Source organism: Pseudoxanthomonas sp. 134C1 (assembly GCF_057773065.1).
Window position 1 is genome coordinate 70,456 of the sequence record NZ_JBYMTH010000013.1, and the last position, 18,306, is coordinate 88,761.

Annotated in this window: 21 protein-coding genes and 1 other RNA gene; 9 read left to right on the forward strand and 13 right to left on the reverse strand. The window is 68.2% G+C overall.

Features of this window, described 5'->3' with window-relative positions; genetic code table 11:
- Position 1: 1 nt before the first annotated feature.
- Positions 2–2,059: a bifunctional DedA family/phosphatase PAP2 family protein gene (locus AC3DEZ_RS19210; protein WP_488389639.1), complete on the reverse strand. Its 2,058-nt coding sequence runs from the start codon at positions 2,057–2,059 to the stop codon at positions 2–4.
- A gap of 190 nt (positions 2,060–2,249) precedes the next feature.
- Here AC3DEZ_RS19210 and AC3DEZ_RS19215 point away from each other — a divergent pair, with 190 nt between their 5' ends.
- The 6 genes from AC3DEZ_RS19215 to AC3DEZ_RS19240 all read left to right on the forward strand — a co-directional run bounded on the left by AC3DEZ_RS19215 (position 2,250) and on the right by AC3DEZ_RS19240 (position 6,431).
- A complete protein-coding gene (locus AC3DEZ_RS19215; RefSeq protein WP_488389640.1) occupies positions 2,250–3,071 on the forward strand; it encodes an SDR family oxidoreductase in 822 nt (273 codons plus the stop codon).
- Entirely contained in the window at positions 3,071–3,499 is a 429-nt protein-coding gene (locus tag AC3DEZ_RS19220; RefSeq protein ID WP_488389641.1) for an HIT family protein, read from the forward strand. The genes AC3DEZ_RS19215 and AC3DEZ_RS19220 overlap by 1 nt, the downstream gene beginning before the upstream one ends.
- 72 nt (positions 3,500–3,571) lie before the next feature.
- A complete protein-coding gene (locus tag AC3DEZ_RS19225; protein ID WP_488389642.1) occupies positions 3,572–3,979 on the forward strand; it encodes a DoxX family protein in 408 nt (135 codons plus the stop codon).
- A gap of 26 nt (positions 3,980–4,005) precedes the next feature.
- The gene (locus AC3DEZ_RS19230) at positions 4,006–4,428 is read left to right on the forward strand and encodes a VOC family protein (RefSeq protein WP_488389643.1); all 423 of its coding nucleotides are present in this window, start codon (positions 4,006–4,008) and stop codon (positions 4,426–4,428) included.
- A 100-nt stretch (positions 4,429–4,528) separates the two neighbouring features.
- Entirely contained in the window at positions 4,529–5,062 is a 534-nt protein-coding gene (locus AC3DEZ_RS19235; RefSeq protein WP_488389644.1) for a cysteine hydrolase family protein, read from the forward strand.
- Between the two features lie 139 nt (positions 5,063–5,201).
- Complete coding sequence (locus AC3DEZ_RS19240; protein WP_488389703.1) at positions 5,202–6,431, forward strand: acetylornithine transaminase; 1,230 nt, start codon at positions 5,202–5,204, stop codon at positions 6,429–6,431.
- Positions 6,432–6,566: 135 nt separating this feature from the next.
- Here AC3DEZ_RS19240 and AC3DEZ_RS19245 read toward each other — a convergent pair whose 3' ends face one another.
- The 3 genes from AC3DEZ_RS19245 to thiE all read right to left on the reverse strand — a co-directional run bounded on the left by AC3DEZ_RS19245 (position 6,567) and on the right by thiE (position 9,227).
- Positions 6,567–7,184: an HAD family hydrolase gene (locus AC3DEZ_RS19245; RefSeq protein WP_488389704.1), complete on the reverse strand. Its 618-nt coding sequence runs from the start codon at positions 7,182–7,184 to the stop codon at positions 6,567–6,569.
- The gene (gene hemL, locus AC3DEZ_RS19250; RefSeq protein ID WP_488389645.1) at positions 7,184–8,476 is read right to left on the reverse strand and encodes a glutamate-1-semialdehyde 2,1-aminomutase; all 1,293 of its coding nucleotides are present in this window, start codon (positions 8,474–8,476) and stop codon (positions 7,184–7,186) included. The genes AC3DEZ_RS19245 and hemL overlap by 1 nt, the downstream gene beginning before the upstream one ends.
- 109 nt (positions 8,477–8,585) lie before the next feature.
- Entirely contained in the window at positions 8,586–9,227 is a 642-nt protein-coding gene (gene thiE / locus AC3DEZ_RS19255; protein WP_488389646.1) for a thiamine phosphate synthase, read from the reverse strand.
- Between the two features lie 65 nt (positions 9,228–9,292).
- Here thiE and AC3DEZ_RS19260 point away from each other — a divergent pair, with 65 nt between their 5' ends.
- Positions 9,293–9,484, forward strand: coding sequence for a rubredoxin (locus tag AC3DEZ_RS19260; RefSeq protein WP_141454019.1), 192 nt, complete (start codon positions 9,293–9,295; stop codon positions 9,482–9,484).
- Between the two features lie 250 nt (positions 9,485–9,734).
- On the opposite strand, the gene AC3DEZ_RS19265 is transcribed toward AC3DEZ_RS19260, so the two are convergent.
- From AC3DEZ_RS19265 to AC3DEZ_RS19305, 9 genes are all read right to left on the reverse strand, one after another.
- On the reverse strand, positions 9,735–10,583 hold the full coding sequence (locus AC3DEZ_RS19265; RefSeq protein ID WP_488389647.1) for a SirB1 family protein: 849 nt from the start codon (positions 10,581–10,583) through the stop codon (positions 9,735–9,737).
- Between the two features lie 38 nt (positions 10,584–10,621).
- A complete protein-coding gene (locus AC3DEZ_RS19270; protein WP_488389648.1) occupies positions 10,622–11,083 on the reverse strand; it encodes a DUF192 domain-containing protein in 462 nt (153 codons plus the stop codon).
- Between the two features lie 34 nt (positions 11,084–11,117).
- Positions 11,118–11,771, reverse strand: a complete 654-nt coding sequence (gene rpiA, locus AC3DEZ_RS19275; RefSeq protein WP_447104705.1) for a ribose-5-phosphate isomerase RpiA — start codon at positions 11,769–11,771, stop codon at positions 11,118–11,120.
- A gap of 5 nt (positions 11,772–11,776) precedes the next feature.
- On the reverse strand, positions 11,777–12,247 hold the full coding sequence (locus AC3DEZ_RS19280) for an EVE domain-containing protein (RefSeq protein ID WP_488389649.1): 471 nt from the start codon (positions 12,245–12,247) through the stop codon (positions 11,777–11,779).
- Entirely contained in the window at positions 12,244–12,846 is a 603-nt protein-coding gene (locus AC3DEZ_RS19285; protein WP_488389650.1) for a 5-formyltetrahydrofolate cyclo-ligase, read from the reverse strand. Before AC3DEZ_RS19285 ends, AC3DEZ_RS19280 begins: the two co-directional genes overlap by 4 nt.
- A 287-nt stretch (positions 12,847–13,133) precedes the next feature.
- Positions 13,134–13,320: non-coding RNA, 6S RNA (ssrS, locus tag AC3DEZ_RS19290), on the reverse strand.
- A gap of 89 nt (positions 13,321–13,409) precedes the next feature.
- A complete protein-coding gene (locus AC3DEZ_RS19295; protein WP_447104708.1) occupies positions 13,410–13,709 on the reverse strand; it encodes a cell division protein ZapA in 300 nt (99 codons plus the stop codon).
- The gene (locus AC3DEZ_RS19300) at positions 13,706–13,927 is read right to left on the reverse strand and encodes a TIGR02449 family protein (protein WP_141454012.1); all 222 of its coding nucleotides are present in this window, start codon (positions 13,925–13,927) and stop codon (positions 13,706–13,708) included. Before AC3DEZ_RS19300 ends, AC3DEZ_RS19295 begins: the two co-directional genes overlap by 4 nt.
- Positions 13,928–13,986: 59 nt before the next feature.
- Entirely contained in the window at positions 13,987–16,245 is a 2,259-nt protein-coding gene (locus AC3DEZ_RS19305) for a putative bifunctional diguanylate cyclase/phosphodiesterase (RefSeq protein ID WP_488389651.1), read from the reverse strand.
- Positions 16,246–16,379: 134 nt separating this feature from the next.
- On the opposite strand from AC3DEZ_RS19305, the gene AC3DEZ_RS19310 reads away from it, so the two are divergent.
- Both AC3DEZ_RS19310 and AC3DEZ_RS19315 read left to right on the forward strand, forming a co-directional pair.
- Positions 16,380–16,934 (forward strand): UPF0149 family protein, encoded by a 555-nt coding sequence (locus AC3DEZ_RS19310; protein ID WP_488389652.1) that lies wholly within the window; start codon positions 16,380–16,382, stop codon positions 16,932–16,934.
- On the forward strand, positions 16,934–18,256 hold the full coding sequence (locus tag AC3DEZ_RS19315) for an aminopeptidase P N-terminal domain-containing protein (RefSeq protein ID WP_488389653.1): 1,323 nt from the start codon (positions 16,934–16,936) through the stop codon (positions 18,254–18,256). The genes AC3DEZ_RS19310 and AC3DEZ_RS19315 overlap by 1 nt, the downstream gene beginning before the upstream one ends.
- Positions 18,257–18,306: the final 50 nt, after the last annotated feature.

The window sequence follows — 18,306 nt, forward strand, 5'->3', positions numbered from 1 at the left end:
GTCAGCGCCGGGTGGCCGGCTCCGATGGCGGAACGTCCGGTGGTGGACCATCGGGTTGCGGAACGGTCGCGCCGTCGGTGCGCACGCGCAGCACCGGCAGGCGCGACTGCGGATGCGGTTCGATCCGATGCTGCATCGGCGCGGTCGCGGCGCTGACCGCGTGCAGCGCCGCATCGGCCTCGCGCAGCGGCCGCCACACGCCCACCAGGCGGAACGCCTGCTGATGCTTGAGTACCTGCGCGCTGCCGATCCACAACGGGGTGTCGCCCGGTTGCAGCAGCGTGTTCGCCGGCCACAGCCGCAGCACGAAGCGCAGGCCGGGCTGGGCGCCGTCGCGCACCATCAGCAGGCTCTCGGCGCGGGTATCCAGGGTCGCCGGCAGCACCGGCTGTTCGGCCGGGGAAAGATCGGTGTCCAGCAGGTTGAGCGCGTCCTGCCAGCCGGCCTGCGGCTGCGCCCGCCAGCCGGCGGCTTCCAGTCGCGCCTGCAGCGGCGCCAGCGGCCCCGCCACCTGGATGTCCAGCGGCCAGCGCTGCTCGTCGTCGAACTCGTTGCGGCGCGCCGGCAGGCGCTGCCAGCCCTGCCGCCACCAGTCGTCCATTCCCATCGACTGCACCATCACCGGCGTCTCGAACTGCGCCAGCATGCGATCCACATTGCGTGGCGCGTGCCACAGCGCCGCCGCAACGAACGAACCGTAGAACAGCCAGCCCAGCGGCGTGATCCAGAACGAGCGCAGCATGCGCCGGCGATAGGCGATACCGAGCACCAGCAGCCAGACGATGCCGAACAACATGCCGCCGATGATGTCGCTTAGCCAGTGCGCGCCCAGATAGATGCGGGCGAAGCCGATCAGCGCAACGACTATTCCCGACACCAGGTAGGGCCAGACCCGCTGCCGACCCGGCAGTTCGCGCGCGATCAGCACGGCGAAGAAACCGAAGGTGATGGTCGCCATCGTCACCGCGATGGACGGGAAGCCGAAACCGCTGCTGACCGACGGCGGCTTCGGGATGTCGACCGAAGCCCCCAGCCACGCGGTCAGCGCGAGCCCGAAGGCCAGCGCGGCCAGCCAGTGCGCGGCGGCCATCCAGCGCTTGCGCCAGCACAGGTAGACCAGCACCAGCAACGAGGCCGGCGCCAGCACCTGCTCGTCGCCGAGCGAGGCGATCGCCGCCAGCGGCTGGTCGGCGAGCGGATTGCGCAGCGCCTGCATCAGTTCGTGCACGGCGAGATCGATGCCGAGTGGTTCGCCGTGGCCGATGACGATGATCAGGAACGCGAACCACACCCAGACGATCGCCAGCAGCAGGATGGCCAGCAGCGCCAGCGGCACGGACTCCCGGCGCTTGGGATCGAACACCGCCGCCGAGTAGCGTCCGATGACCGGATGCGCGTGCGACCAGGCCAATGCGCGCGCCAGCAGCGCGTCGGCGTGGGCGGCGAACCAGCGGTAGCCGTAGAGCACCAGCGCCCAGGCCAGGGCCAGCACCACCAGCAGCAGGCCCAGCACCAGGCCCAGTCGTCCGGCGACCGCGGCCACCGCGTCGTAGGCATGGCCGAACACCCAGCCCGGCAGCAGGAACAGCGCGGCCCACGAAATCGCTGCCAGCAGGCTGGCCGGCAGGTAGCGCTTCATCGGCATCCGCAACATGCCCGCCACCGCCGGCACGAACGGCCGGATGGGACCGACGTAGCGGGCGATCAGGATGCTCTTGAAGGCATTGCGGCGAAACAGCACCTCGCCCCGATCCAGCAGCTGTGGATAGCGGCTGAAAGGCCAGTGCCGACGCAGTTGCGGTCCCCAGCGGTGGCCGACCCAGAAGCTGGTGCCGTCACCGGCCAGCGCGCCGATGGCGGCGCAGATCAGGGCGTAGGGTCCGGAGATCTCGCCCAGGCCGATCAGTACGCCGACCGCGAACAGCAGCGGCAGCGCCGGCACGATGGCGCCCAGGATGATCACCGCATCGCAGAAGGCGATCGCGAAGATCACCGCCCCCGCGGCCACCGGATGTGCGCTGATCCAGGCCAGCAGCGAGTCGAACCAGGACGGATTCATCGGCTGGATTATAGGGGGCGGTTCATGACTGGCATCCCGTCTGATGGGCGTGGACTTTCGATGGAAAAAGTGGCTGGCGGCGTGCTCCCGGCACCCGTATCCGGCGCTTCGTCCCCGCCGCCGCCGGCCCGCCGCCCGGCCGGAGTATCCTGAAAGGAATCCCTTTTCCATCGTCGGGCGCAGGACTTCCATGGCCAGTTTGCAGGGCAAGACTCTCTTCATCACCGGCGCGTCGCGCGGCATCGGACTGGCCATCGCGCTGCGGGCGGCGCGGGACGGCGCCAACGTGGCGATCGCCGCCAAGTCCTCGGTGCCCAATCCCAAACTGCCCGGCACCATCCACAGCGCGGCCCAGGCGGTCACCGAGGCGGGCGGGCAGGGCCTGGCGCTGAAATGCGACATCCGCGAGGAGGATGACGTGCGCGCGGCGATGGCCGCGACGGTGGACGCCTTCGGCGGCATCGACATCCTGGTCAACAACGCCAGCGCGATCTGGCTGGCGGGGGTGCTGGACACGCCGATGAAGCGCTTCGACCTGATGAACCAGGTCAACGCCCGCGGCAGTTTCCTGTGCGCGCAGGCCTGCCTGCCCTATCTGCGCCAGGCCGCGAATCCGCACATCCTCACCCTGGCGCCGCCGCCCTCGCTGGATCCGCGCTGGTGGACGCCGCACACCGGCTACACGCTGGCCAAGATGGGCATGAGCTTCGTGACCCTGGGACTGGCCGGCGAATTCGGCCCGCAGGGCGTGGCCGTCAATGCGCTGTGGCCGCGCACCATCATCGCCACCGACGCGCTGAACATGATTCCCGGCGTCGAGATTCCCCGTTGCCGCACCCCGGCCATCGTCGCCGACGCCGCGCATGCCGTGCTCACCCGGCCCGCGACGGGCTTCCACGGAAATTTCCTGATCGACGAAGACGTGCTGCGCGAAGCCGGTGTCGAGGACTTCTCCGGTTACGCGGTCGATCCCTCGCAGCCGCTGCTGCCGGACCTGTTCCTGGATCCCTGATGGACTGCATCTTCTGCGCCATCCTCGAAGGTCGGGCCGCGGCCAGCCGGGTGGCCGAGGATGCCGACGTGGTGGCGTTCCTGGATCTGCGCCAGCCGGTGCCGGGGCACGTGCTGGTCGTGCCGCGCGCGCACGTGGAGACGATCTACGAACTGACGCCGGACTCGGCCGCCGCGCTGATGCGGATGGCGGTGCGGGTCGCGCAGGCGCTGCGCGCGGAATTCGAGCCGCCGGGCCTCAATCTGTGGCAGTCCAACGGCCATGCCGGCGGACAGGAAGTTCCGCACGTGCACCTGCACGTGCAGCCGCGCCGCCATCGCGACGGCCTGTTCCGGCTGTATCCGCAGGGGCTGCCGGTGCCGGCCGCGCGCGACACCCTGGATGAGCTGGCCGCACGCCTGCGCCCGCGCTGCGACGCCACGTCCTGAAGTCTTCCTGCCGAAGCCACCGCGACGGGGCCTGTCTGCCTCCGAAGCCCTCACCCTCACCGGAGCATTTCGATGACCGCCGACGCCGCTTCCTTCCGGCAAGGACTCACCCTCGTCCGCTGCGTCCTGGCGACGCTGCTCTTCATCCATGGCGCCGCCCGGCTGGGCGCCGGCGGGGTGGCGCCGTTCGGCCAGTTCCTGGAGGCGCAGGGGTTCCCCTTTGGCGTGGGCATCGCCTGGTTCATCACCGTGTTCGAGCTCTCCGCTACCCTGTTGCTGGCCTGGGGACGCTGGATCACTCCGCTGGCGCTGGTGTTCGCCGTCATCTATGCCTGCGGCATCTGGCTGGTGCATGCGCGGGAAGGCTGGTTCGTGGTCGGCCTCGGTCGCAACGGCGTGGAGTACAGCGTGCTGATCCTGGCGTGCCTGCTCGGCCTGGCCTGGGCCCACCGGCCCCGGCGATCCAGCATCCCCCACTGATCCGCTTCACGATTCACGAGAACGACATGAAATATCTGCACGCGATGATCCGCGTCCACGATCTGGACGCCACCAGCAAGTTCTTCACCGAGGGCCTGGGCCTGAAGGAAACCCGGCGCATGGACAACGAGGCTGGCAAGTTCACCCTGGTCTACTTCGGCGCGCCGGCCAATCCCGAGTCGGAAATCGAACTGACCCACAACTGGGGCTCGGACGAGGACTACGGCAGCGCCCGCAACTTCGGTCATCTCGCGTTCGAGGTGGACGACATCTACGCTGCCTGCGCGCACCTGCAATCGCTGGGCATCACGATCAACCGCCCGCCGCGCGATGGCCGCATGGCGTTCGTGCGCACGCCGGACCTGATTTCCATCGAACTGCTGCAGAAAGGCGCGGCGTTGCCGCCACAGGAGCCATGGACGTCGATGGCAAACGTCGGCGTATGGTGAATGCGACGTTGTTGGCGGCGTCGTGAACGCGCGGATCGCACTTGGATTCGCCATCGAGATCGGAGAAGCTGTGCTCCCGCGATGACATGACGGACGCATGATGAGCCTGGCGCTGCTGGTGATTGATGTGCAACGTGGATTGTTCGAGACCAGCCCGCCGCCGGCCGATGCGGAAGACGTCATCGCCGGCATCAACGCGCTCGCCAGGCGCGCACGATCGCGGGGCGTTCCGGTCATCCACGTACAGCACGAGCGCGCGAGCGGGATGGAAGCCGAGTCGCACGCATGGCAACTGGATCCGCGGCTGGAAGTGGATGCCGCGGATCGCAGGATCCGCAAGAGCACGCCGGACTCGTTCCTGCGCACCGGACTGGACGAGGTGCTGGCGTTCCTGGGTGTGCAGGAGCTGGTGCTCTGCGGCTACGCCACCGAGTTCTGCGTGGATACCACCACCCGCAGCGCGGCCGCGCACGGTTACGCGGTGACGCTGGCGGCGGATGCCCACACCACCCACGACAAGGCGCATGCCAGCGCCGCGCAGATCCGCACGCACCACAATGCCACCCTGCCGGACATCACCAGTTTCGGACCGCGCATCCGGGCGGTGCCCGTGGACGCGATCGATTTCGTCTGATCCGGAATGCCCCGCGCGGGGCATCCCCGGCACGCCCCGTTTTGGCGTCCGGGATGATGGCGCCGGCGGCGCGCGAAGACCGCCGGCAGACAGGAAATCAGCGACAATATCGGACTTGTCCCGTTCGTCCGTCGCCGCCATGACCACCAGCCCCGCTTCCGAACTGCTCGCCAAGGGCAAGCAGTACTACCTGCCCATCTATCGCCAGCGCGAGCTTGTCCTCGAACGTGGCCAGGGCGCGCGCATCTGGGACAGCGAGGGTCGCGAGTACATCGACCTGTCCGCCGGCATCGCCGTCTGCGGACTGGGCCACAACGATCCCGATCTGGTGGCGGCGCTGGTCGAACAGGCCGGCAAGCTGTGGCACACCAGCAACGTTTTCCACAGCGAGCCGCCGTTGCGGCTGGCCGAGGAACTGGTGGCGTCGTCGCGCTTCGCCAGTCGCGTATTCCTGTGCAATTCCGGCGCCGAGGCCAACGAGGCGGCGATCAAGCTGGTCCGCAAGTGGGCCGCCGGCCAGGGCCGGGCACCGGACAAGCGCGTGATCGTCACCTTCCGCGGCAGTTTCCATGGCCGCACCCTGGCGACGGTGACCGCGACCGCGCAGCCGAAGTACCAGGAAGGCTACGAGCCGCTGCCCGGCGGTTTCCGCTACGTGGACTTCAACGATCTCACCCAGCTGGAAATCGCGATGGCGGCCGGTGATGTGGCCGCGGTGATGCTGGAGCCGGTGCAGGGCGAGGGTGGGGTGATGCCAGCGGCGCCCGGCTTCCTGAGCGCGGTCCGCGAGTTGTGCGATCACCATGGCGCGCTGCTGGTGCTGGATGAAATCCAGTCCGGCATGGGGCGCACCGGCACCCTGTTCGCGCATTGGCAGGATGGCGTGACGCCGGACATCGTCACCCTGGCCAAGGCGCTGGGCGGTGGCTTCCCGATCGGCGCCATGCTGGCCGGCCCGAAGGTGGCCGAGGCGATGCAGTTCGGCGCGCACGGCACCACCTTCGGCGGCAATCCGCTGGCCGCGGCGGTGGCGCGGGTGGCGCTGCGCAAGCTGGCTTCGCCGGCGATCGCCAACAACGTCGCACGCCAGTCGGCGGCGCTGCGCAAGTCGCTGGCCGACATCGATGCCGAACTGGGCCTGTTCTCGCTGGTGCGTGGCCGTGGCCTGATGCTTGGCGCGGTGCTCAAGCCTGCCCATGCGGGTCGCGCCAGCGAAATCCTCGACCACGCGGCGGCGCATGGCGTGCTGCTGCTGCAGGCCGGACCGGACGTGCTGCGCTTCGTGCCGGCGCTGAACATCCACGACGACGAACTGGCCGAAGGCTGCAAGCGCCTGCACGTGGCGTTGCGTGCGTTCGTGGGGAAGTAAGCACACAGTCGATGGCTCCTCTTGTGGGAGCGACGCAAGTCGCGAAGCTTCCGCGCGTGTGCCGACAGCAACTCGGTGGACGGCAATCGCGACTTGCGCCGCTCCCACAAGACAGGCCGGAATGCGCGGCGAGTTTCAGGCCAACCGGTAGCGCCTGAACACCTGCCGCAGGCTGGCGGCGTCGGTGACGGTTTCCGCGTGCAGGCCCACGCCGCGCGCGCCCTGGACGTTGGCGAACACGTCATCGACGAACAGGGTGTGCGAGGCGTCCCAGCCCAGCCGCTCCAGCGCGAGCCTGTAGATGCGGGGTTCGGGCTTGCGCAATTCCAGCGCGCCGCTGCACAGCACGCGGCCTTCGATGCGTGGATGAATCGGCGCGACGATGCGCGGGATGGCCCGCGCCATCAGCAGGCCGTTGTTGGTGAGCACGCCCAGCTCCAGGCCGGTGTCGAGGCCAAGAATCTGATCCAGCACCGCCGCGTCGGCGTGGCTGCCAGCCATCCGCGAGGCGATCCAGGTTTCCTCGTCGACTGCCCGCGCGATGCCTTCTCCCAGGCGCGACAGATACAGTCCGGTGCTGATCCGGCCGCCGTCGTACTCGGTTTCCAGGCCGGAGGTGAACAGCACCTCGCGCACGCGTTCATGATCCGCGCCGGCGTAGTCGGCCAGGTGGGCGATGCGCCGTTCGTGATGGTAGTGCGCGAGCACGCCATCGAAGTCGAACAGGACCCGCTGGATGCGCGGTGGCACCATCATCCCGCCGCCACCACCTTGAACGCCTCGCGCGCGGCGGCGATGGTCTGCTCGATGATCGCGGCATCGTGCGCGCTGGACATGAAGCCGGCCTCGAACGCCGAGGGCGCCAGGAACACGCCGCGATCCAGCATCGCGTGGAAGAAGCGGTTGAACGCGCCGATGTCGCAGGCCACCGCCTGCGCATAGGTATCCACGTACTGGTCGGTGAAGAACATGCCGAACATGGCGCCCACGCGGGTGGTCGAGAACGGCACGCCGGCTTCGCGCGCGGCGGCTTCCAGCCCATCGCACAGCGCGTTCGTGGCCGCCGTCAGCCCATCGTGGAAACCCGGTGCCTGGATCAGTTCCAGCATCGCCAGGCCGGCGGCCATCGCCACCGGATTGCCACTCAGCGTGCCGGCCTGGTAGATCGGGCCGGCCGGCGCGATCTGCGAGAGCAGTTCACGGCGGCCGCCGTAGGCGCCCACCGGCATGCCGCCGCCGATGACCTTGCCGAACGTGGTCAGATCGGGCGTGATGCCGTAATGCGCCTGGGCGCCGCCGAGGGCGACGCGGAAGCCCGTCATCACTTCGTCGAAGATCAGCAGCGCGCCGTGCTGCGTGCACAGTTCGCGCAGGTGTTGCAGATAGCCCTCGCGCGGCGGCAGGCAGTTGGCGTTGCCGACCACCGGCTCGATGATCAGGCAGGCGATGTCCTGTCCGTACTGCTCGAACAGCGCGGTGGCGCCCTCGAAGTCGTTGTAGCTCAGGGTCAGGGTCAGCTCGCTGAGACCGGCCGGCACGCCAGGCGAGGTCGGCACGCCCAGGGTCAGCATGCCGCTGCCGGCCTTGACCAGGAACGAATCGCCATGGCCGTGGTAGCAGCCCTCGAACTTGACGATCCGGTTGCGGCCGGTGGCGCCGCGCGCCAGCCGGATCGCCGACAGCGTGGCCTCGGTGCCGGAATTGACCATGCGCACCATCTCGCAGGACGGCACCAGCCGGGTGATGGTTTCGGCCATGGTGACCTCGGCCGGGCAGGGCGCACCGAACGACAGGCCGTTCTGGATGGCGGCCTGCACCGCCTCGCGCACCTTCGGATGGTTGTGGCCGACGATCATCGGCCCCCACGAACCCACGTAGTCGATGTAGCGGTTGCCATCCACGTCATGCAGGAACGCACCGTCCGCGCGCTGCACGAAGAAGGGTTCGCCGCCGACCGACTTGAATGCGCGCACGGGCGAATTGACGCCGCCGGGGAGCAGTTGCTGGGCGCGGGAGAACAGGGCGTGGGACTGATCGTGGTTCATCTGGATTCCAAACAGGCAGGAGGGCGTCCGGTGGGAGCGGCCTGGGCCGCGAAGGAACGCCGGGAAAGCTTCATCGCGACTGACGTCGCTCCCACAGCCGGGCCGCGGGCTAGCCGGCAAGGCTTCGCCGGTAGGCGCGCACCGCCCCGACGGGATCGGCGGCCTCGAATACGCCGCCGATGACCGCCACCAGATCGGCTCCGGCGGCGACCAGGGCAGGCGTATTGTCCGGGGTTATGCCGCCTATCGCCACCCGCGGCACGCCCAGCACCGCGGCGTCGGACAACAGCGCGGGCATGGCGCGGCGGGTGGTGGTCTTGCTGCGCGTGGGGAAGAACGCGCCAAACGCCACGTAGCTGGCGCCCGCGGCGACCGCGCGGCGGGCGCGTTCCAGTTCGTCGTAGCAGGAGGCGCCGACGATGGCCGCTTCGCCCAGCAGCGCCCGGGCGGAGGCGATATCGCCATCGTCCTCGCCCAGGTGCACGCCGGCCGCGCCCACCGCTTCGGCCAGCCGCACGTCGTCATTGACGATCAATGGAACGCCGGTACGCGCGCAGAGGGCCTGCAGCGCTTCCGCCTGCTCCCGGCGCAGCGCCGGGCCGGCTTCCTTGTGGCGGTATTGCAGCCAGGTGACGCCCTCGGCGAGCAGCGGTTCCACCCGCGCCAACAGGCGATGGGTGTCGGCTTCATCGGGCGTGATCAGGTACAGGCCGCGCGGCGCGGGGCCGTTGGCGGGCCAACGGGAATTCATCGGTGTAACTTCCGGTGCGGGAACGGGAGTGGGACAATGCAGGACCCACCCGCCCGCATTATCCGATGACCGACGCCACCGCCACCACCTACCGCACCTGGATGTGCGTGGTCTGCGGCTTCCTCTACGACGAAGCGGAGGGGCTGCCGGAAGAGGGCATCGCCCCCGGCACGCGCTGGGAGGACATCCCCGACACCTGGACCTGCCCGGATTGCGGCGTGACCAAGGATGATTTCGAGATGGTCGAAGTTCCGTAGCGCCGGGCCCGCCCGGTTTTGCCCGGCAAAGGCCGGTCACGGGACATGGGTGGTTGGACGTCCAGAGCAGAGCAAGCTCCGCACCAGGTGATGCGCAGGGGAAGATTCCGCTCCTGGAGCCCCCTTTGCAAAAGGGGCGGGCACCTGCGAAGCAGGTGACGGGGGATTTGCTCTTCGCACCCAAGGCCGAATCCCCCTCAATCCCCCTTTTTCAAAGGGGGAGAAAAAGCAAAGCTCCGAATCCCGGCCTTCAATGCATCCGGGACCGCGGCGCGGCGTTCAGTTCCACCAGACGCTCGCGCAGTTCGGCGGCATCGGCCGCCTCCGGTGCCAGTTGCAGGTAGCGTCCCAGATCCTGGCGGGCGCCGCTGACGTGTTCCATCTTCAGGTAGGCCATGCCGCGATCGCGCAGGGCCTCGGCCTGGTCGGGAATCAGCTTGAGCACGCGATCGGCGCTGCGCGCGGCGCGATCCCATTCGTCGCGTTCGGCGTACACGCCATGCAGGTTGCGCAGCACGCGCACCAGGATCGCGCGATGACTGGCGGGATCCAGGATCCGCAGCAGCGCGTTGTCGTCGGGAATGTCGCCGCCCAGGTGCGGACGCGCGCGTTCGCGCAGTTCGTCGGCGCCGAGCGGACGTCCACCGTTGAACGGATCCATCACCAGCAGGCCATCGTCCACCGGCAGCCTGACCAGGAAGTGGCCGGGGAAGGAGACACCGTCGAGCGGCACGCCCAACCGTCGTGCGACTTCCATCTGCACCATCGCCAGCGAGATCGGATTGCCCAGGCGGCGCTCGAACACCTGGTTGAGGTAGCTGTTGCGGGGATCGTAGTACTCCTCGTGATCGCCGCCATAGCCCAGTTCCTCGAACAGATGGCGGTTGATGGCCGCCATCTTCAGCGGCCACGACGCGATCGCGTCTATCTCGTGGTGCAGATGCGCGACGTGGCTCTGCACCAGCGTGTCGTACAGATCCGCGTCAAGATCGGGATACTCGTCGCGCGCGATCAGCAGCGCGGTTTCCAGCAACGGCAGGGCCTCGTCGGCGCGGGTCGCCAGGCTGTTCCAATCCGGCAATGTGAGGTGATCCCCCATGCCGCCAGACTGGGGCCATTTCTTCCCGCAATCAAGCCCTAGCGGGCCGGCGTGATGCCCTTGCCCAGATGCAGTTCGGCGCCGTCCTGCAGCTTCAGCCGATCGGCTTCGCCGGCGTTCAGTTCCAGCACGTAGCGGGCCGGCGCTTCGCTCGGATAGGACGGGCAGGCGTCGCCGGCCGAGCAGGGCGGGATATTGCGGCGCTGGGCGACCAGCTTGCGCTCGTCGTCGAAGTACAGGATGTCCAGCGGAATCCGGGTGTTCTTCATCCAGTAGGCCTGCGGCTCTTCGCGATCGTGGATGAACAGCATGCCGGTACCGTCGGCCAGGACGTCGCGGAACATCAGTCCACGGGCGCGCTCGGCATCGTCATCGGCGATCTCCACCTGGTAGCGCTGGCCGCCGATTTCCACCCATCGGCCGTCCGCGCTGGCGCATCCGCTCAGTGAGAGCGAACCGCCCAGCGCCAGCAATCCGGTAACGAGAATACGGTAGAGCATGCGGCCTCCTGCGGGGCGCGGGACGGAAAGGGGGTTACAGCACCTGTGGCGGTTCGCCGCCGATGATCACCACGTCCGCCGGACGTCGCGCGAACAGGCCGACGCTGACCACGCCCGGGATCTGGTTGAGTTCGCGCTCGAGCCCGACCGGATCCACGATCGACAGGTTGTGCACGTCCAGGATCCAGTTGCCGTTGTCGGTGGTCACGCCGTCGCGCCAGACCGGCTGGCCGCCGGTCATCGCCAGGATTTCACGCGCCACCAGGCTGCGCGCCATCGGGATCACCTCGACCGGCAGCGGGAACTTGCCCAGCACCGGCACCTGCTTGATCGGATCGATGATGCAGACGAACTTGCGGCTGGCCTCGGCGATGATCTTCTCGCGGGTCAGCGCGGCGCCGCCGCCCTTGATCAGGCGCTTGTGCGGATCGCACTCGTCGGCGCCATCCACGTACAGCGACAGGGTGCCGCTGGCATTGAGGTCCATGACCTCGATGCCATGCCGGCGCAGGCGCTCGGTGCTCTGGTCGGAACTGGATACCGCGCCGGCGATGCGGTCCTTGATCCGCGCCAGCGCGTCGATGAAATAGGCGACCGTGGAACCGGTGCCGACGCCGACGATCATGCCGTCCTCGACGAAATCGATGGCCTTTTCGCCGGCCAGGCGCTTGTGCTCGTTCTGCGACACGACGGTCATTCCATGGAGAGAAGGTGTTTCCACTGCGCGGCGGTGACCGGCAGCACGGACAGGCGGTTGCCACGGGCGATCAGCGCGAAGCCATCGCCCAGGGCATCGGCCTGCTGCTTGATTTCATCCAGCGGGATGGTGCGCTTGAGCTTGCGGTCGAAGGCGACGTCGACCAGCACCCAGCGCGGTTCCTCGGGCTTGCTCCTGGGGTCGTGGTAGTCGCTCTTCCGGTCGAACTGGGTCGGATCCGGATAGGCCGCGCTGGCCACCCTGGCGACACCGACGATGCCCGGCACCGGGCAGTTGGAGTGATAGAACAGCACGCCATCGCCCACCTGCATGCCATCGCGCATGAAGTTGCGCGCCTGGTAATTGCGCACGCCGTTCCATGGTTCCACGCCGACCTTCTTGAGGTCGTCGATGGAGAACGCGTCCGGTTCGGACTTCATCAGCCAATAGCGCTTGCGTGCGGTCATGCGGGCATTCCGTGGGGGCTGCGGGACGGGAACAAGGTCTGGCTTTCGGTGCAGATGGCATCCACCGGCACGTCCCAGGCCGCGGGTGCCAGCGCGTCGATCCGCTGCGTGGCGAAACCGACGCCGACCAGCCAGGGCGGCGCCGCCGAACCCTGGCGGAAACCGAAGCTGCGATCGTACCAGCCGCCTCCCATGCCCAGGCGGTGGCCCTCGCCATCGAAGCCCACCAGCGGCATCAGTACCAGCGCCATCTGTTCCGGAGCCAGCGCGGAGGCGGGATCGACGTCCGGTTCGGGAATGCCGAAGCGGTTGGTGACCAGCGCATCGCCGGGGCGCCAGGGCGCGAAGCCGAGGGTGTTGTCCGCGCGCAATACCGGCAGGCAATAGATCAGGCCGGCGGGCAGGCGCAATTGCCAGTTGTGCAGGCCGATTTCACCGTCCATGGCCCAGTAGCCGGCGGCGTAGCCGGATGCGGGCAGGAAGGGGAGCGCGCGCAGCCGTTCGGCCAGCGCATCGGCGGCGGCGATGCGCTGGGCGGCTGGAATCGCCCGGCGGCGCTGGCGCAATTCGCGCCTGAGCGCGTCGCGTTCTGAACTCATGAGGGCAGGCGGGGCGAATCCATGGCGGGAATTTTAAGCCAAGCCGCCACGGCCCGGCTCGCCGCGGCGCGGGAAACGCGACGAAACATCGTTCCGGTCCGGAACAACGCGGGAAAAAAGCCAGGGAGACAAAAGCCAGGAAGACAAGCGGAAGGCAGCAGCGCCGTCAGTCGCGGCCGCGGGAGCGCGGTCCGGGTAACGACGGCTTCGTCGCGAAGCAATCCGGCGAAAGGTGGATGGCAAGACCGGCCGGGTCGCGACTGACGGCGCTGCTGCGCGGGAAAAATACGTCCTCCGCCATGGCGATGCTCGCGAAACGACCTTGAACCCGGGGTTCAAGTGGGAAGGCTGGGTATCCATCGGGCTTCCCGCTGCGAAGGCGGACCTGCACTCCCGGCTACCGTTGCCATCCCGTGGTCGTCATTAAGGGACAAGGCGAATGTTTGCGCGCGCTGTCGTTCACAGCAGAGGACGCAGGCGCAGTATAGCGGGATGCCGGAAATTGCCTAGTCCGTTCGTCGGCGGAATTCAGTCGCGGTTCGCAGGACCGCGTGATCACCGCACTAACGCGGTGCGTCGAGCACTTCGTCCAGCCTGCGATGCAGATCGTCGAGCGCGCGCGAGAACTCGCGATCGCGCGAATGGCGTTCGTCGCGCAATTGCTGCAATTCGTGTGCCAGGTTCAAGGCGGCCAGGACCGCGATCCGATCCACCGCGGCCATCCGGTTGCTGCCGCGCACTTCGCGCATCTTGCTGTCCAGCAGCTTGGCCGCCGCCATCAGGCTGCTGCGTTCCTCCGGCTCCACGCCGACGGTGTACTCGCGGTCGAGGATGTGGATGCTGACCGGCTCGTTGGCGCTCACGTGTGCTGCTCCAGGGACTTCAGGCGGCTGATCATCGCTTCCACGCGCGAGCGGGCCTGCTCGTTCTTGGCGAGCAGTTGCGAACGCTCGCCGACCAGTTGCTCCTGCTGGTGGCGCAGGCTGCGGTTCTCGTCGGCCAGTTGCTGGCAACGATCGGCCAGCGCCTGGATGCGCGCGGAGAGGCGTCGGATCTGTTCCAGCGGGTCGGCGTTGTCCATGGGCGGCACGATAGGGGCGGGGCCGGAGGCCGGTCAAGGGCGCGCGGCGGGCGCCCCGTTCAGGAGACCGCGCGCATGCCCGAACCGGGATAGTACTCCCGGATGAACTGCAGACACTGTTCCGGTTCCAGCGCGCGCGAGACCCAATGGCCCTGCACCTCGTCGCAGCCGTGGTCGCGCAGGAATTCGAACTGGTCGTAGGTTTCCACGCCCTCGGCGATGACCTTCAGCGCCAGCGAGCGGCCCATGGTGATGATGGTGCTGGTGATGGCGGCGTCGTCACCGTCGTTGGGCAGGTCGCCGATGAACTCGCGATCGATCTTCAGGGTGGTCAGCGGCAGCCGCTTCAGGTAGGCCAGCGAGGAATAGCCGGTGCCGAAATCGTCGATGGCCAGGGAAATGCCCAGGCGGCGACAGGCGCGCAGTGTGTCGGCGTTCTGTTCCGGGTTGGCCATCACCACGCTTTCGGTGAGTTCCAGTTCCAGCCGATCCGCGGGAATGCCGGTCTCCGCCAGGATCCGCGCCAGCACGGCGGGCAGATCGCCACGTTGCAATTGCATGGCGGAAATGTTGACCGCCACGGTCAGTTCCTCCAGCCCGAGGTCGTGCCAGCTGCGCATGAGCCGGCAGGATTCGCGCAGCGCCCAGGCGCCGATCTCCAGGATCAGGCCCGATTCCTCGGCAAGCGGGATGAACTGCGCCGGCGAGACCATGCCGAATTCCGGGCTGTCCCAGCGCATCAGCGCCTCCACCGCGGTGATCCGCTGCGGGATGATCGCCAGCCGTGGCTGGAATACCAGCGACAGTTCGTTGCGCTCCAGCGCGCGCCGCAACGCGCTCGCCAGGATGGCGCGGTGGCGGGTCTTCTCGTCCATCGATTCGGAATACACCTGGTAGGTGTGGCGGCCCATCGCCTTGGCCTGGTACATCGCGGTGTCGGCGTGCTTCAGCAGCTCCGTCGGCACCTGCGCGTGCTGCGGGTACAGGCTGATCCCGATCGACGGGGACACCGACATCTCCAGGCGTTCGCCGAAGTTCAGCGGGGTGCGGAAGGCGTCGATGATCCGCTGGGCGATCTGCTCGGCGTCCTGGAGGGACTCGATGTCTTCCAGCACCACGGTGAACTCGTCGCCGCTCAGGCGCGCCACGGTGTGCTGCGCGCCAACGGTCTGCTGCACGCGCGAGGCGGCCGCGCGCAGGATGCGGTCGCCGGTGGCGTGGCCGAGCGAATCGTTGATGTCCTTGAAGCGATCCAGGTCGATGAACAACACGGCCACGTGGCCCTGTTCGCGGCGGGCGCGGACGATGGCGCGCGACAGGCGTTCGGACAGCAGGGAGCGGTTCGGCAGGCTGGTCAGGGTGTCGTAGTTGGCGAGGTAGCGCAGCTCCTGTTCGGCGCGCTTCTGTTCGGTGATGTCGGTCAGCACCTGCACGTACAGCTGGCGCTCGCCGGACGCATCCGGAACCACGTTGGTTTCAATCCGGCACAGGATTTCCTCGCCGTCCTTGCGCACCTTCCAGACTTCGCCGGACCAGTGGCCGGTGTGCAGCAGTTCGGCGTTCATGCGCTCGAAGAACGCTTCGTCGTGCTGGTCGCTGTCCAGCATCCGCGCCGGCTGGCCGATCACCTCGTCCTCGCTGTAGCCGGTGATGCGGGTGAAGGCGGGATTGATGGTGATGAAGTGGTGGGCCCAGTCCAGCACCGCCACCGCTTCGTTCATGCTGCGCATGACCTCGCCGGCGATGCGGTGTTCGTACTCGGCATTGCGGCTCAGGGTGATGTCGCGGGCGGTGCCGGCGATGCGGACCGGTCGGCCTTCCTGATCACGCTCGACCACCCGTCCGCGCGCGCGCACCCAGATCCAGTTGCCGTTCTGGTTCATGTCCATGCGGTGTTCGGACATGAACAACGGCGCCTTGCCCTGCAGATGCAGGCGCAGGCGTTCCATCACCAGCGGCATGTCGTCGGCGTGGATCGGCGGCACTTCGCCGTGGCGGGTGAACACGGTGATGTCGGAGGAGTGCAGTGCGGTCTCGTCCGCGCGCATCCGGTAGAGCTTGCGCTGCACCAGGTCGTAATCCCAGAAATGCTCGCCGGAGGCCCACAGGGCCAGTTTCAGGCGTTCGTCGCGGGTCCGGTTGGATTCGGTGCGCAGGGGCTCCGGCGGCGTGCGCCGCGCATCCAGCCAGGGGCGCCAGTAACGGCGGGTGGCGACCAGTGCGACGCCCGCCAGCACCAGCAGCGCCACCGCCAGCAGCGGCAGGCGCGCCGACAGCGGCCAGCTGGGGTGGGTGACGGCGGCAAGTGCGGAGAGCATGTAGGCGCGGGGCCGTCCGGAGCCTGGAGATGGGCCAGTGTAGGGGCGGGCGAACAGGCACAACAAGCGGCCCCGAGGCTTTTCGTTGTTACACTTCCCGTCTGTCCGAACCCGTTCGCGGATTGCGTTATTCCATGTCCCATCAGCTGTCCGATCTCCCCTCCTACGCCGAAATCGGCGAAGCATCGCGCCAGGAACACCTGGCCGCCGACCCCGCCGAACTCCATGGCGCGCTGTGCGGCTGGCTGGCCGGCGGGGGTGCGGACGTGGCCGACTGGACGGCGCGCGCGCTGGCCGATCCGCAGTTGCCGACGCCGCAACCCGGCAGCGCGCTGGACCGCCTGCGCACGGCCAGCGTTGCCCAGCTGGAAGACCGCGGCTTCGCGTTCGAGTTGCTGTTGCCCGATGGCGAGGCCAGCACGGTGGACCGCGCCGATGCGCTGTTCGCCTGGTGCAGGGGGTTCCTGGGCAGTTTCGGACTGGCCGCGGGCGCGCAGCCGCCGCTTTCCGAGGAAGGCGCCGAAGCGCTCCAGGATCTGGCCCGGCTGGCCCAGGCGAGCCCGGAAGGCGGCGACGAGCAGGAAGACGAGGACGCCCTCTCGGAAATCGAGGAATACGTGCGGATAGCGGTCCTGCTGCTGCATGGCGACTGCGTGATGGGGCCGCGTCACCGCAAGCGGCTCAACTGATGAAGGCCGAGGCCGGCCTCGCCGCCGCCGAGTTCGCGCGCCGGCGCAGGCAGTTGATGCGGATGGTCGGCAACGACGCCATCCTGGTGCTGCCGGCCGCTCCGGAGCGGGTGCGCAGCCACGACACCCATTATCCGTATCGGCAGGACTCGGATTTCTGGTACCTGTGCGGATTTCCGGAGCCGGAAGCGGTGCTGGTGCTGGTGCCCGGCCGTCGCCATGGCGAAGTGCTGCTGTTCTGCCGCGAACGCGATCCCGAACGGGAAAGCTGGGATGGTCCGCGCGCGGGCCAGGAAGGCGCGGTGGAAGACTACGGCATGGACGATGCCTATCCGATCGAGGATCTGGACGAGATCCTGCCGGGCCTGCTGGAAGGACGTTCGCGCGTCTACTACCACTTCGGCCGCGATGCCGATTTCGATCTCAAGCTGATCGGCTGGGTCCGCCATGTGCGCGCGCAGGTGCGCCAGGGTGCGCAGCCGCCGCACGAGTTCCTGGAACTGGGCCACCTGCTGCACGACCTGCGGCTGTTCAAGTCCAAGGACGAACTCAAGCTGATGCAGCGTGCCGCCGACATCAGCATCGAAGCGCACCGCGTGGCGATGCGCGTCGCGCGGCCCGGCATCCGTGAATACGAACTGCAGGCGGATGTGGAACGGGTGTTCCGCGCCAACGACGCCTGGCCTGCCTACGGCAGCATCGTCGGCGCGGGCGCCAATGCCTGCGTGCTGCACTACCGCGCCAACAACGGCACCGCGAAGGATGGCGACCTGGTGCTGATCGACGCCGGCGCGGAGTTTCGCGGTTACGCCAGCGACATCACCCGCACCTTCCCGGTCAACGGCCGCTTCAGCCCGGCGCAGCGCGCCCTGCACGATCTGGTGGGCGAGGCCCAGCAGGCCGCGCTGGCGAAGGCGCTGCCGGGACAACCCTACGAGGCCGGGCATCTGGCGGCGGTGGAAGTGCTGACCGAAGGCCTGCTGCGGCTGGGCCTGCTGAAGGGATCGCTGGAGCGCAACATCAGCGAAGGCGACTATCGCCGGTTCTACCGGCACAAGACCGGCCATTGGCTGGGGCTGGACGTGCATGACGTCGGCGACTATCGCATCGAGGGCGAGTCGCGCCTGCTGGAGCCGGGCATGGTCTTCACCATCGAACCGGGCCTGTACGTCTCGCCCGACGACACCAGCGTCGCCGAGAAATGGCGCGGCATCGGCATCCGCACCGAGGATGATGTCGTCATCACCGAGCAGGGCCATCGGGTGCTGACCGACGGCCTGGCCCGCAGCGCGGACGAAATCGAAGCGGCGATGGCCGGCTGATGGCCGGCCAAACCTCACCCGTGGGAGCGACGTAAGTCGCGAATCCGTTC

Bases quoted from the DNA above. Each gene is read 5' to 3' on its own strand.
- AC3DEZ_RS19210 (WP_488389639.1), bottom strand. From the start codon at position 2,059: ATGAATCCGTCCTGGTTCGACTCGCTGCTGGCCTGGATCAGCGCACAT.
- AC3DEZ_RS19215 (WP_488389640.1), top strand. From the start codon at position 2,250: ATGGCCAGTTTGCAGGGCAAGACTCTCTTCATCACCGGCGCGTCGCGC.
- AC3DEZ_RS19220 (WP_488389641.1), top strand. From the start codon at position 3,071: ATGGACTGCATCTTCTGCGCCATCCTCGAAGGTCGGGCCGCGGCCAGC.
- AC3DEZ_RS19225 (WP_488389642.1), top strand. From the start codon at position 3,572: ATGACCGCCGACGCCGCTTCCTTCCGGCAAGGACTCACCCTCGTCCGC.
- AC3DEZ_RS19230 (WP_488389643.1), top strand. From the start codon at position 4,006: ATGAAATATCTGCACGCGATGATCCGCGTCCACGATCTGGACGCCACC.
- AC3DEZ_RS19235 (WP_488389644.1), top strand. From the start codon at position 4,529: ATGAGCCTGGCGCTGCTGGTGATTGATGTGCAACGTGGATTGTTCGAG.
- AC3DEZ_RS19240 (WP_488389703.1), top strand. From the start codon at position 5,202: ATGACCACCAGCCCCGCTTCCGAACTGCTCGCCAAGGGCAAGCAGTAC.
- AC3DEZ_RS19245 (WP_488389704.1), bottom strand. From the start codon at position 7,184: ATGGTGCCACCGCGCATCCAGCGGGTCCTGTTCGACTTCGATGGCGTG.
- hemL (WP_488389645.1), bottom strand. From the start codon at position 8,476: ATGAACCACGATCAGTCCCACGCCCTGTTCTCCCGCGCCCAGCAACTG.
- thiE (WP_488389646.1), bottom strand. From the start codon at position 9,227: ATGAATTCCCGTTGGCCCGCCAACGGCCCCGCGCCGCGCGGCCTGTAC.
- AC3DEZ_RS19260 (WP_141454019.1), top strand. From the start codon at position 9,293: ATGACCGACGCCACCGCCACCACCTACCGCACCTGGATGTGCGTGGTC.
- AC3DEZ_RS19265 (WP_488389647.1), bottom strand. From the start codon at position 10,583: ATGGGGGATCACCTCACATTGCCGGATTGGAACAGCCTGGCGACCCGC.
- AC3DEZ_RS19270 (WP_488389648.1), bottom strand. From the start codon at position 11,083: ATGCTCTACCGTATTCTCGTTACCGGATTGCTGGCGCTGGGCGGTTCG.
- AC3DEZ_RS19280 (WP_488389649.1), bottom strand. From the start codon at position 12,247: ATGACCGCACGCAAGCGCTATTGGCTGATGAAGTCCGAACCGGACGCG.
- AC3DEZ_RS19285 (WP_488389650.1), bottom strand. From the start codon at position 12,846: ATGAGTTCAGAACGCGACGCGCTCAGGCGCGAATTGCGCCAGCGCCGC.
- AC3DEZ_RS19300 (WP_141454012.1), bottom strand. From the start codon at position 13,927: ATGGACAACGCCGACCCGCTGGAACAGATCCGACGCCTCTCCGCGCGC.
- AC3DEZ_RS19305 (WP_488389651.1), bottom strand. From the start codon at position 16,245: ATGCTCTCCGCACTTGCCGCCGTCACCCACCCCAGCTGGCCGCTGTCG.
- AC3DEZ_RS19310 (WP_488389652.1), top strand. From the start codon at position 16,380: ATGTCCCATCAGCTGTCCGATCTCCCCTCCTACGCCGAAATCGGCGAA.
- AC3DEZ_RS19315 (WP_488389653.1), top strand. From the start codon at position 16,934: ATGAAGGCCGAGGCCGGCCTCGCCGCCGCCGAGTTCGCGCGCCGGCGC.